We start from the raw sequence: 12,801 nt of genomic DNA on the forward strand, positions 1-12,801 counted from the left end.
TCCTACATATGGTAAAAGGGATTTGTTGGAGCTTTACTCTCTAAAACTGAAATATCCCAGCCTTTTTCAAGTTTCCACTGCTCAATCATAGTAGCTATTTTAGAAACAAATAAAACCTCAATATGATGGCCTGGGTCAATCGCAAGCAAACCATTTGTGATCATTTCTTGTGCAGTATGATAATAAATATCTCCCGTTACAAAAACATCTGCTCCTTTTGCAATAGCTTCTTTGTAGAAACTTTGCCCACTACCCCCACAAATAGCAACTCGTTGAATTTCAGGATTAGATTTATCATATGAAACTAAACGAACGCTATCTAAACCAAACACATCTTTAATTTTCCATGCAAAAAATTCAAAACTCTGGGGTCTAACATCACCAATGCGACCAATACCATAACCATTACTTGTCTCAGATAATATATCGGGATATTGAATATCTAATAATTCACAAAACCAGTCGTTAAGTCCATTAGGAACGATATCTATATTAGTATGGCTCACATAAACAGCAATGTCTGATTTAAGAAGGTCTATATAAATCTTATTTTGCGGTGTTGCTACCAAATCCTTTAATGGACGAAAAATAGGAGCATGCTTTACAATAAGAAGATCTACTTGACGTTCAATTGCTTCAGCTACTGTAGTCTCTCGAACATCTAAAGCTACCATGACTGTCTTTATTTCTTTATCTAAAGATCCAATTTGAAGACCTGAAATATCTCCTTCCATAGATAATTCCTGTGGACAATAAGTTTCATATACATCAATAAGTTCTCTAGCTTTCATCAAGAACCTCCTTTATATCCTGTATTTTATCTTCCAAAATAGCGCGTTCTTCAATTTTACTATTAGGAATAGAGTTTAAAGCAAAAGTTAATTTATTAAGCTCGTTTTGCCATTTTTCTTTAAAAACCGTTGTGTTATTGGATAATAAAAATGGACCAAATCGCAATTCTTTAGCAGTTAAATTCATATGACCATGCTTAACAACTAAAATTTCATAGCATTTGTCATTTTCAGTCAAGATATCTTCTGCTACTATTTCAAAATCATTTGCAGCTAACCATTTTCTTAAATCATCTTCCCGATTATTAGGTTGTAAGACTAGTGTTTTAACGTGCTGAAGTTTGTCTATATCGTTATTCAAAATATCAGCAATCAAACGACCACCCATTCCACAGATAGTTATCGTATCAATATTATCTGCTTCTTCAAAAGCTGACAAACCATTTGCTAAGCGAACATCTATCTTTGAAGTGAGACCATGTTCTGAAACGTTTTTCAACGCAGACTGATACGGTCCATTCACCACTTCACCAGCGATGGCAAAATCACAGTATCCCATCTGCAACAAAAAAATAGGTAAGTAAGCATGATCACTCCCTACATCTAATAACCGAGCTCCTTTTGGAACATAGTTTGCAACTTTTTGTAATCGTTTTGATAATTGTAAATCCATTGTATTTCCTTCAGTTTTTCTCTGTTAAAAGTATAACATCATTAACATCAAAAGAAAAGGAGCAGACCTAATGTATCAACCATTCTGTCTCCTCCTAGTAAACTTATTCCCATAAATTCATTGCATTTTTAAAATCATCCGAAATAGCTAAATCTTTCATTTGGTTATCTTCACGTGCTTGTTTTCTCTCTTCAATTTGTCGAAGTGTCGTCAATCCTTCACGCCGCCAGTTGCGAAGGATAGCATTGATATAATTCCAACTTGTTTTCCCATTGAAAACCGCTTCTCTAAGAGCTGCCCTAACAATATCAGGATCTGTCTGATCTTCTTGCAGTGTCTTTTGTAAATCTTCTAATTCAAAAGGACTTAATAAACGACCTAATTCACGTTCGAAGTCTCCTACTAAATCTTTCAGACGATTCGAATCAGAGGTTTTATTGTCTATTATTACTTGATTATCCTCTTCGAAAAGTTTATCTAATTTAGCAAACACAGGGCTTGTATCAAAGATAATCTCGATTTCATGATTCAACTCAATTGTTTTGACATCTAGTAAACCTTGACTTGTTAAATTCGATATAGAACGATTGATATCTGCCACTGTTTTATCAAGTGATGTCGCAATACGGCTCGGTGTTAGATCGGATAAATTAGTTGTATTTTGTAAATAGAAAAATTGCCAAACTAAAAAATCGTCTGCTGTCTTAAAAATAGATTTAAAGTGAAAAAATAAAGCACTTGGTAGAGTCAATTGCCCTGACTGATATTGTTCCAAATAAGTCATAACCTTTCAAATCCTCTCTATCGTCCTAAAATTATGAAATGTGTAACAAAAAGCACCTCTCAACTATTATCATAGCACTTAGAGGCGCCCTTATCATTCATCTATCTTGAATAGGCCTTATCCTGGAAAGTTCATCAATACCTTAGTATCATAACCTTCAATAGCTTTACGACCATTTAATCCATCAAGTTCAACTAGGAAAGCACAGCCTGCGACAACGCCACCAAGTTTTTCAATCATTTCAATTGTCGCTTTTACTGTTCCACCAGTAGCTAAAAGGTCATCAACAATTAAAACACGTTGACCTGGTTTAATAGCATCTGCGTGCATTGTCAATGTATCAAGACCATATTCTTTTTCATAGTCAGCTGAAATAACTTCGCGTGGTAATTTACCTGGTTTACGGACTGGAGCAAAACCAATACCAAGAGCATAAGCAACTGGGCAACCAACAATAAAGCCACGAGCTTCTGGTCCAACAATCATATCAATATCTTTATCAGCAGCATATTGTACAATTTCACGAACAGCATAGCTGTATGCTTTACCATCAGCCATTAATGGGGAGATATCACGGAAAGTAATTCCTTCTTGAGGATAGTTTTCAATTGAAGCGATGTAATTATTTAAATCCATTTCACTTGTCTTTCTAAGGGGAAACCCCTAAAATGTTTTACTCTTCATTATATCATAAAATTAAATAAAATAGTACTGGAAACTTTTAAACCATATGCCAGTTTTGCATATGGTTTAAAAAATTAGGCATCTGTTACCTTGACAAAAGGTGCTCCAATATCAATTCTATCCTCACTATAATAGCTCTGTTCTTTCCAAAGTTGTGAAATTGGATACCAACCAGACAAGGACGGTGTGTAAGGGTCAGAGACATGTGTCAGTCCGTTATTATATCCTTTGAGAACGATTTCATGACTTCCATGAAGAACAAAAACATTATTTTGTACTGCCGCTAGGACATGATAACCATCCTTCAACGCTTGTACAAGGTTAGCTTGAGTTCCTAATGCAGTTGCAGTTACACCCCATTCTTTGGCTGCTTTTAAAATTCCTCTAGAAGTTGTTCCTTGAACACCACGATTAAATTCAACTGTCTTATGGTAAAGGTAATCTGCAATTTGCGTTGGTAAAACAGTTTCTCCTTTCAAAGAAGACAAAATCATAGCTAGAGAAGTTGGTACACAACCAGTTTCTCCTAAAGTTGCCATACCATATCTTCGACTTGCCCACCTTCCATCACGTTGGCTAAAGTAAGGAGTATTATAATTTGAATGTGCGACTTGTAGAGAAGTTTTTACCAATAATTGTTTTTGATTAGAAGCATTTTCCTGATAAACATGGATAAAGTATTTACCATTGTCTCTATGATTTGTAACATTAAATGTCAATGTAGCGTCATGATTTTTGGGTGTGACGGTATACCACTTAAGGTCATCCTGATTGTTTTTATCTGACCAAATAGCAATTTTTAAATTCCCAGGACTAATAACATTTGTCACTCGTACATTATAGTTTCCAGTTCCCTTATAGGTCGTTTGGACAGTTACAGGTATTTTAGCAGTCTCAACTAATTTAATTTCGATTGCTTCAATTCGTTTTCCTTGGTTAGTACTACCAGCGATGTTATTGTTATAAGTCCAATCCTGCCAACCATAATCTTGCATGTGAACTCGATACATCACACTATAGGTTTTCGATAGCAGACCTGTCAATCGCATCTGAATAGCTTCTACTTGTTGAGATTCATTTGGTACATTACTTTCTCTCCCTGCATTAACAACAGTTTGCCAACCTGAACCATTAAGAAAAGTTCTATATTCTATATTTCCTAGAGCTGTACTACCTAAGTTAAGTTTGATGGCTTTTATAGATTTTGAAAGTCCAATACTACCTCCTAATTGGCCTTCCAAAACCGTTGGTTTCCAACCATCTTTTTGAAGATAAGTTTGATAACTTAATCCAGGATGCTTCATTTCTAAGAATGAATGATCTGTTTGGGAACTAAAATCTGAAGCTTTAGCTACTAGTTTTACTTCCAAAGCCTCTAAACGTTTCGATTCTCCGACTGTACCTGCTACATTATTATTTTTTTGCCAAGCCATCCAACCTTTATCTTGGACGTGAGCGCGATAATAAATATCATAATTTTGTTTTAAATTCCCACTTAAGTCCAATTGAATAGCTTCTAGTCTTTTTCCTTGATAATCCTTACTTGTTTGACTACCTAAAATTTCTCCCCAACCTTTATCTTGTACATGAGTACGATAGAGAATGTCCCCATACTTCAAGGTGCTAAGAGTGAATTTTACTCCATCTAGGGCTTTGGATTCTCCTAAAGTTCCCGCCATTTGTCCTTCAAGTTTATTAGATTGCCAACCATTTTGGCCTACCTTAACCTGATAATTTAAGACAGGTCTCTCTCCCTTAGGTATAGTTGGTGTTAAAACAGATTGTCCTTTAAGGGTAAACTTTACCTCGTAAGCTTCAAGGCGCTTTGACATTCCCAAAGTTCCAGCGTAAGCTCCATTTTTAGCCCAAGCCATCCACCCGATATCTTGAATATGAACACGATAATAGACATCATATAATTTTTGTAAATTATCAGTAAGGTTAATGCTTAGTGCTTCAATAGGTCTACTCTGACCAACAGTACCACTAACTTGACCACTCTCTACTGAAGGTTGCCAACCTTGTCCTTTAACATAAGTTTTATAGCTAAGTTTTCCTGTTATTCCTTCAGGGGCTTTAATAGACAATTTTATTGCCTCAACCTGCTTTTCCTGTCCTACTGTACCTGAAACTGTTGCATTATCAACCGACTTTTGCCATCCAATATCTTGAACATGAGCAGAGTAAGTCACTGTTGGTAATTGCTTTGTTGAATTTTGTTGAGTAATAACTTCACTATCATTAGCTATTTGATTAACATTAGAATTTGTTTGATTTGCTGAGTGCTCAGCAGTACTAGCTTTTACAACAACTTTTGAGCTAGCATCAAAGGTTTTGACTGGGGTAGCTGCTATCTCTCTAGGATTAGATGAAACAGATGTCGCAAAGGCTGTTTTTATTAAAGGCTCTGTACTATTTTTCATAGCCTCCGAGGAATTAACAGGTGACGTTAACTTGGAAGTATCCGAAATAGTCTGACTGCTATCAGTTTTCTCTGAGATCGTTGAAGTTACTGCTTCTGCCTGTTCTGCCTTGACATCTTGACCAAGAATTGCACTACCACCTAAAATAGTAACGATACCTGCAACGACCCAAAATTTGCCTTTTTTGTACATCTTTTTTCTAACGATAGGTCTCATAGATTTTATCCTCACCTTTAATATTCTTTATCAAAAATTCCATTATTTTCTTAATTTTATTATATTTTAATAATATTTGCAATATTATTATTGAAATAACTTATTTATATACCAAAAAAACCACTTAAAAAGTGGCTTCTTTAGTATATTATCAACTCATCATAAAATCATATATTTCTTTAGGTGTCCCTAAAGCCATTAATTCTTGAAACTTAACTGTCTCTTTTAATTCTTGATAAATTTGACTCTCAGAGATATCTCGCTTTTCTGCTTCTTTATTGACTGTCATAATCCCCTCTGTAATCGTAACAAAATGTAGTTCTTCAAAAATTTGAATCATTTTAATTAATAAAATATCAGGGATATGAAGGTAGGAACTGAGCTCTTTTAACTTATAACGAACGTCAAATTCTGGGAATTGATATATTGTTTTATATAAACTAGCAAACTGATCACGTGTACCATAACCAGATATAAAATAATTTTTTGGTATCTCATTTTTAAAATAGATGGCATCAAACTGTTTACCTTGAGTCATTTGTTTTAATTCTTGTGGATGATCGGGAACAGTCAAAAGGATAACTTCTTTGCTCTGCTCTTCTTGAGACAGGATTGGCACTCCATGAGGTAGGCTACTTGCTTTGCTTCTAATATCAAATAATTGAATACCATCTACACGCGCATCCTCCAACATTAATTGTAGGGTTGTGGCACCATTCCATTGATTAACAGATAAAGTGACAGTTAACTCCAAATGTTGTGCTTGTTGAAACTCTTGTAGTTGACTCCCCATATTAAATGCTACCAAATCAAGTGCTTGTCCATCTTGTTCTAGTTTTAATTTCAGATGAGCACCGTTTTGCCCCATGACTCTGGCTTGACTCACTTTAAAATCTTTTAACAAAAAGACTGGCTTTTTATTATCCATTCCAAATGGCGCTAACTTTTCAAAATCTCTAACAGTGTCTAAACTAAGTTCGTCAAAACGTAGCTCACTATCAATTGTCAGAGTTTTTTTCTGACTCATGTCCAATTGTTTTTTAGAGATATAGTCACACAAAACTTGAGAAAGATCACCCACCTTACTTTCCTCTAAAGTCATGCCTGCTGCTCCGCTGTGACCTCCAAAAGCAATGAATAATTCTCGATGCTGGTCAAAAGCTTGAAAAATATCAAGTGCTTCTACACTTCTGGCACTTCCTTTAGCAATACCATCTTCAATATTCAAAACAATAACAGGTTGCCCAGTTCTCTCTAAAATACGACCCGCCACAATACCTAAAACCCCTGGATGCCAATTTTCTTTTGCTAAAACTTGTACAGGCTTTGTTTGATCAAGCATTTGCATAGCTTGGTCAAAGATAGTTTGAACGATTTCTTTGCGCTCTTCATTTTTTTGATCAATCATTTGGGCTATTGCTTGAGATTCTTCATCATCAAACCCTGTCAGTAATTCAATAGCTGGATTAGGGTCATCAAGTCTTCCTAAAGCGTTTAATTGTGGAGCAATTTTAAATCCAATAGTTTCTTCATTTAGTGTTTTTAAATCAATATTTGATAAAGATATTAGCTCCTGTAAGCCTATTCTTTCACTATCTTTCATAACTTCAAGTCCAGCTTTTACCATGATACGATTTTCATCAGTTAGGCTAACCATATCTGCAATCGTCCCAATAGCAACCAAATCCAACATTTCTGTCGGGATTGTTTCTAAGAGAGCACAAGCTACTTTGAAAGCAACACCACACCCTGCTAAATAAGGAAATGGATAATTAGCATCAGGATGTTCTGGGTGAATAATAGCATAAGCACAAGGTAAATCTGCTGGCATACTGTGATGATCAGTAACTACCACGTCCACACCTTGATTTTGAGCATATGCGATTGCTTCATGCCCTGCCACACCATTATCAACCGTAATGATTAATGAAACATCTTGTTGTTCAATAAAATATTTATAAACACTTTCATTGGGACCGTAACCATCTGTAAAACGATTTGGGAGATAAACCTGGACTTCAGCTCCCATCATATCTAAAGCTTCTTTCATGATTGATGCTGATGTCATTCCATCAGCATCATAGTCTCCATAAACTAAAATAGTTTCATTATTTTCAATAGCTCGTCTAATACGATTAACAGCTTTATCCATATCATTTAACAAATAAGGATCATGGAGATTTTCCAAATTAGTTTGTAAAAAATGATGTAATTCCGCTGATGTCTTAATACCTCGCGAATAAATTAAGGAAGCCACCGCTTCACTTATCTTTTCTTTTTTTGAAGCCTCAAAAAAGCCAGCGTCTGGCTTTTGGTTATTGAGGACCCAACTATACTTAGCAGATATCATTTATAATTGAATACCTTTCTGGCAAAATAATCAGCTGTTTTTGGAAATAAACTATAACATTTATGCGCAAAAGCTAATATAAAAGGAAGATTTAATTCTCTCTTATTTTTTCCAAGAATAGAAACTACTTTTTTAGCTACTTTTTCTGGTGTTAGAGCAAAACGACCTATACTTGCTAAATAATCGCCACTTGGATCAGCCTGAGCAAAAAATCCTGTTTTGATTGGTCCAGGGTTTACACTTGTCACATAAACATTTTTTTCTGCTAATTCTAAACGAAGAGCATTCGAAAATCCAACGACAGCAAACTTACTAGCCCCATAAACACTTGCTTTACTTGTTGCTATGAGGCCGGCCATGCTTGCAATGTTAACGATATGACCAGATTTTACAAGAGACATCTTATGTCCTATCTGACGAGCTATAGACATCGTTGCAAATGTATTCACAGCAAACATGTCTTTGACTTCTTCATCACTATAATCCCAAAATTCTTTAAAAGAACCAAATCCAGCATTATTAATTAAAATATCAATTTGACCAAATTCACCATAAATTTTTTCAATCGTATTCGTTACAGCAGTGTCATTAATTATGTCTAGTGATAAACATAAGGTATTTGGTCTCTTTCCATAAAGCTTTTCAAGTTTTTCTCTTGATCTCCCTGTGACAATTAAATGGTCGTCTTGAGGTAATTGGTTAATAATTGCCTGTGCTAAACCACCAGAAGCACCTGTAATCAGTATCGTTCTTGCCATTTTATATACCTACTTCTTCCAAATCTCTAACAAGATGGGTATTTGAAAAAATCGTCTTTGCATCTTCTTCCATTTGCCAACAATCTCGCCCCATAAAACGAGCACTAACATGATTTAATAATAATCGTTTAGCATTTGCTTGTTTAGCGATATCAGCTGCTTGCATATTGGTTGAATGCCCATGCGATTTAGCAATTCGCTCATCACCCTTACCATAAGTGGATTCGTGAACTAAAACATCAGCGCCCAAAGCTAACCTAATACTTGCATCTGTTTTTCTAGTATCTCCCAAAATAGTGATTACTTTACCCTTTTTCGGTTCAGAAATATAATCTTTAGCAATAATTTCTCTACCATCTTCTAAGGTAACATTCTCACCATTTTTGACTTTCCCAAAAAGAGGACCAAATGGAACACCTGCTAGTTTCAATGCTTCAGCATCTAAAGTGCCCTCAAGGTCTTTTTGTACAACACGATATCCCATACAAAAGATAGTATGATCTAGCTTTTCTGCATAAACGGTAAATTTATCTGTTTCCATAATTTTTCCGAGTGATGATTCATCAAACTCGTGAAAATGGATTCGATAAGGTAAACGTGAACCTGATGTCCTTAAGCCAGTCATAACAAAACTTTTTATACCAACCGGTCCATAAATATCTAAATCTGTCTGTTCTTCATTGGCTTGAAAAGCCCGACTGGATAAAAAACCTGGAAGACCAAAAACATGGTCTCCGTGCATGTGCGTGATAAAAATTTTTTTGACTTTACGAGGTTTAATCGTGGTTTCTAAAATTTGACGTTGTGTACCCTCTCCACAATCAAACATCCAAACCTCGTTAATTTCATCTAATAATTTCAAGACTAAACTTGAAACATTACGAGCTTTCGCTGGTTGACCAGCTCCAGTTCCTAAAAATTGAATTTCCATACTTGTTGACTTTTTTATAATCCTTCCATAACTTAATAAATTTAATGAGTAGATTTAGTATCAATATAAATAACTGACTCACGTCCTTGACTAGAATAATAGTATTTACCTGACTTTGTTTTAACCAACTCTAATAGCTCTTCTTGATTGAAACTAGTTATTTTAATAATATCTTTTTTAAGTTGTAAGACATTCCCTAGTAAACTTGTTTCTGGTGTAATATTTTGAGATTCTGTTTCGTCAAAATCTATTTTTGCCATTCTGATACCAGACCGATCTTGATAGACTTTATATTGAGGAAAAATCTGTGCAATTTCTAAGAGTAACTGCGGTGTAATGACTTCTTTAACTTCAGAAAAAACACTCGCTTCTTCTTGATCATTTAGGTAAGCAAAACCAAATGATTTTCCTGATAAATTCAAACGAATAAAAGGTTTTTCTTCATCAAACGATAAATGTTTTGGAAACAAGCCCAAGGCTTTGGAAAGTTCAAAATAGTAATCAGTTGCCGCTTCTGGCCCTTGCTTTTGATATATTTCAGCAAAATAAGCATTAATCACACTAGGAGGTGGGGTGATAAAATCAAGTCGTTGTTGCTTAGAGAGGTCATCTAGTTTTTTCTCTAGATAAACTTTATCTAAGCTCGTAAAACCACCATAAGTCAAAGCCAAATCAATATAATCAATCATAAAATTCTTCCAGCTTCCATTTTTGTTTAGGAGAAATATAGCCTGTAATATTCTCGTATTCTTCTTCAAAGGTGTAGGTGTCAAGCAATGCTATTTTATTGAGATCATAGAGCTTATATGCTTGATTTTGATGCACTCTAATCGAAAATTCGTCAAAGATATGTCGTATTTCATCCACAATAAGACGGCGTAATAAATCCCTACTCCCTTGTTTTTTGGCTGCAATTCTCACATTAGGAAAAGTTGTTGCATTCAGCTGCTCAGTGACATCCATCTTGTTGTATATCGCTAAACGAGGAATATCTATCATATCTAAGTCTTTAAGAATCTCCATAACAACTTTTTCGTGTTCTTCATGATTAGGGTCACTAGCATCAATAACATGAAGTAATAAATCGACATGTCGACTTTCTTCTAAGGTAGACTTGAAAGCCGCAACTAACTCTGTAGGTAAATCTTGAATAAAACCAACAGTATCTGTTAAAGTGACTTGAAATTGATTTTGTAAATAGATCTGCTTGGTTGTAGCGTCTAACGTTGCAAATAATTCATTGGCTTCATATTGCTTATCATCGGTCAAAACATTCATAATAGTTGACTTGCCAGCATTTGTATATCCAATTAATCCAATTTTGAAGGTTGTCGAATCAACACGTCTTTCTCGAACCGTCTCGCGATTTTTTTCTACAATCTTCAATTGTCTTTCGATATCAGAAATTTGATGACGAATGGAACGACGATTCAACTCTAACTGAGATTCTCCTGGACCTCGGCTTCCGATTCCCCCTGCTTGACGACTAAGCATAATACCTTGTCCAACTAAGCGTGGTAACATATATTTCAATTGCGCTAGATGAACCTGTAATTTCCCTTCATGACTTCTAGCACGCATAGCAAAGATATCTAAAATAAGTTGCATACGGTCAATAACTTTAACACCAAGTTCAGCTTCCAAATTAGAGTTTTGTCTCGGAGTCAAACGATTATTAACCACAACGGTATCAATCTCATCTGCTTCTACAATAGCTTTTATCTCCTCTAATTTACCAGATCCGATAAATGATTTACTATCATATTTATCTCTTTTTTGATAATAATGATTAACAACATTTGCTCCTGCTGTCTTAGCTAAGCTAGCAAGTTCTTCCATGGACATTTCAAAATTCTCAGTATCTTGAAGTTCTACCCCAACTAAAATAACACGTTCTTGCTCTTCTTTAGTTTCTATCACCTATAATCTCCTTTCAATATTTTTTTCTTGTTCTAAATACGTAATCTTTATTATAACATAATGCCCTTTAAATGCGAGAAACGGCTTTATTTACTTTGATGATAAAAAATCACTGACTTTTCGCTTGATTTTTTGTTGATAATTTTCCTCACCAACCATAATAAATTCGACATTCATACGGTTTCTAAACCATGTTAATTGGCGTTTTGCAAAACGTCTGGTATTTTGTTTTAGTTTATCAACAGCTTCTTCTAATGGTATTTGCTTTGAAAAATAAGGAAATAATTCTTTATAGCCAATTCCTCTACTTGCTTGAACACTCGGGTAGTTATCGTATAGCCATTTAGCTTCATCTAAGAGACCATTGTCTATCATCAAATCAACTCGTCTATTGATACGATCATAAAGCACCTGACGATCATCATTCAATCCAATTAATAAAACATCATACGGACTTTCACTATTTTGCAAATCATTCCCAAACTTCGCCAATTCTAATGCACGAATGGCACGTCGACGATTAACTTGCGGTATAACAATGGATTGTTCTGTCAACTTTTCAAATAAATCTTCATCACTTAGAGACTCTAATTTTTCACGATAGGCCATAAGAGTTTCTTGATTGACTTCGCCTCCTAAATGATAGCCCTCAAACAAACTCTGTAAATATAGGCCAGTACCTCCAACAATAATAGGAATTTTCCCCTTAGAAATAATCGTATCAATAGCTACTTTTGCCTCTTTGACAAAATCATAAACCGAATAGTTCTCATTTACTTCACGAACATCAATCAAGTGATGATAAGCTTGTTCTTGCTCTTCTTTACTAGCTTTAGCCGTTCCGATATCTAACTTCTGATAAACTTGCTGACTATCACCACTAATGATTTCGCCATTGAAAGTTTTAGCTAATTCAATTCCTAATGCTGTCTTCCCAACCGCAGTAGGACCAACAACTGCTATAAGCTTGATTTTTCTCATGATACTTCTCAATTCTATAAAGGTTTTTACTTGAAATTTAACTAGTATTTCGTTACCATAATTATATCATAGATAGAAGCAGAGTCTTCATCATAGATTGGAGAATTATTATGGTTAAAAAATTCGCATTTGCTAAAGGAATAGCAACAGGAGTCGTTGCAACAGCTGCTACTCTTGCAGGTGCTGCATTTGCTATCAAAAAAACAATTATTGAACCTGAGGAAGAAAAAATAGCTTTTATCGAAGAAAATCGTAAAAAAGCTGCACGTAAACGTGTCTCTCATTAAACA

Annotated in this window: 12 protein-coding genes; 1 reads left to right on the top strand and 11 read right to left on the bottom strand. The window is 35.0% G+C overall.

Translation table 11 applies throughout. The features are described 5' to 3' along the window. Positions 1 to 2 precede the first annotated feature (2 nt). The 11 genes from QOR44_RS06000 to miaA form a co-directional block, all read right to left on the bottom strand. Positions 3 to 791, bottom strand: coding sequence for a Nif3-like dinuclear metal center hexameric protein (locus tag QOR44_RS06000; protein ID WP_000647415.1), 789 nt, complete (start codon positions 789 to 791; stop codon positions 3 to 5). Then, the gene (locus QOR44_RS06005) at positions 781 to 1,464 is read right to left on the bottom strand and encodes a tRNA (adenine(22)-N(1))-methyltransferase (RefSeq protein WP_000365677.1); all 684 of its coding nucleotides are present in this window, start codon (positions 1,462 to 1,464) and stop codon (positions 781 to 783) included. Before QOR44_RS06005 ends, QOR44_RS06000 begins: the two co-directional genes overlap by 11 nt. A gap of 103 nt (positions 1,465 to 1,567) precedes the next feature. Continuing rightward, entirely contained in the window at positions 1,568 to 2,248 is a 681-nt protein-coding gene (locus QOR44_RS06010) for a DnaD domain-containing protein (RefSeq protein WP_000221657.1), read from the bottom strand. Positions 2,249 to 2,365: 117 nt separating this feature from the next. After that, complete coding sequence (locus tag QOR44_RS06015) at positions 2,366 to 2,884, bottom strand: adenine phosphoribosyltransferase (RefSeq protein WP_000365343.1); 519 nt, start codon at positions 2,882 to 2,884, stop codon at positions 2,366 to 2,368. Positions 2,885 to 3,006: 122 nt separating this feature from the next. Continuing rightward, positions 3,007 to 5,571, bottom strand: a complete 2,565-nt coding sequence (locus tag QOR44_RS06020; protein ID WP_283572684.1) for a GBS Bsp-like repeat-containing protein — start codon at positions 5,569 to 5,571, stop codon at positions 3,007 to 3,009. Positions 5,572 to 5,722: 151 nt separating this feature from the next. Next, entirely contained in the window at positions 5,723 to 7,921 is a 2,199-nt protein-coding gene (gene recJ, locus QOR44_RS06025; RefSeq protein ID WP_000622226.1) for a single-stranded-DNA-specific exonuclease RecJ, read from the bottom strand. After that, entirely contained in the window at positions 7,918 to 8,679 is a 762-nt protein-coding gene (locus QOR44_RS06030; RefSeq protein ID WP_000124580.1) for an SDR family NAD(P)-dependent oxidoreductase, read from the bottom strand. The genes recJ and QOR44_RS06030 overlap by 4 nt, the downstream gene beginning before the upstream one ends. Before the next feature lies 1 nt (position 8,680). Continuing rightward, entirely contained in the window at positions 8,681 to 9,610 is a 930-nt protein-coding gene (gene rnz / locus QOR44_RS06035) for a ribonuclease Z (protein WP_000405388.1), read from the bottom strand. Positions 9,611 to 9,651: 41 nt separating this feature from the next. Then, complete coding sequence (locus QOR44_RS06040) at positions 9,652 to 10,299, bottom strand: hypothetical protein (RefSeq protein ID WP_000568317.1); 648 nt, start codon at positions 10,297 to 10,299, stop codon at positions 9,652 to 9,654. Continuing rightward, on the bottom strand, positions 10,292 to 11,530 hold the full coding sequence (hflX, locus tag QOR44_RS06045; protein WP_000573351.1) for a GTPase HflX: 1,239 nt from the start codon (positions 11,528 to 11,530) through the stop codon (positions 10,292 to 10,294). Before hflX ends, QOR44_RS06040 begins: the two co-directional genes overlap by 8 nt. Positions 11,531 to 11,620: 90 nt before the next feature. Next, entirely contained in the window at positions 11,621 to 12,511 is an 891-nt protein-coding gene (miaA, locus tag QOR44_RS06050) for a tRNA (adenosine(37)-N6)-dimethylallyltransferase MiaA (RefSeq protein ID WP_001226485.1), read from the bottom strand. Positions 12,512 to 12,621: 110 nt separating this feature from the next. Between miaA and QOR44_RS06055 the strand changes: the two genes are divergently transcribed. Further along, positions 12,622 to 12,798, top strand: a complete 177-nt coding sequence (locus tag QOR44_RS06055) for a DUF3042 family protein (protein WP_000239229.1) — start codon at positions 12,622 to 12,624, stop codon at positions 12,796 to 12,798. Positions 12,799 to 12,801: the final 3 nt, after the last annotated feature.

Source organism: Streptococcus agalactiae, from assembly GCF_949788565.1.
GTDB classification, from domain to species: Bacteria; Bacillota; Bacilli; order Lactobacillales; family Streptococcaceae; genus Streptococcus; species Streptococcus agalactiae.

Coding starts and splice junctions, on each gene's coding strand:
- QOR44_RS06000 (WP_000647415.1), bottom strand. CDS start 791: ATGAAAGCTAGAGAACTTATTGATGTATATGAAACTTATTGTCCACAG.
- QOR44_RS06005 (WP_000365677.1), bottom strand. CDS start 1,464: ATGGATTTACAATTATCAAAACGATTACAAAAAGTTGCAAACTATGTT.
- QOR44_RS06010 (WP_000221657.1), bottom strand. CDS start 2,248: ATGACTTATTTGGAACAATATCAGTCAGGGCAATTGACTCTACCAAGT.
- QOR44_RS06015 (WP_000365343.1), bottom strand. CDS start 2,884: ATGGATTTAAATAATTACATCGCTTCAATTGAAAACTATCCTCAAGAA.
- QOR44_RS06020 (WP_283572684.1), bottom strand. CDS start 5,571: ATGAGACCTATCGTTAGAAAAAAGATGTACAAAAAAGGCAAATTTTGG.
- recJ (WP_000622226.1), bottom strand. CDS start 7,921: ATGATATCTGCTAAGTATAGTTGGGTCCTCAATAACCAAAAGCCAGAC.
- QOR44_RS06030 (WP_000124580.1), bottom strand. CDS start 8,679: ATGGCAAGAACGATACTGATTACAGGTGCTTCTGGTGGTTTAGCACAG.
- rnz (WP_000405388.1), bottom strand. CDS start 9,610: ATGGAAATTCAATTTTTAGGAACTGGAGCTGGTCAACCAGCGAAAGCT.
- QOR44_RS06040 (WP_000568317.1), bottom strand. CDS start 10,299: ATGATTGATTATATTGATTTGGCTTTGACTTATGGTGGTTTTACGAGC.
- miaA (WP_001226485.1), bottom strand. CDS start 12,511: ATGAGAAAAATCAAGCTTATAGCAGTTGTTGGTCCTACTGCGGTTGGG.
- QOR44_RS06055 (WP_000239229.1), top strand. CDS start 12,622: ATGGTTAAAAAATTCGCATTTGCTAAAGGAATAGCAACAGGAGTCGTT.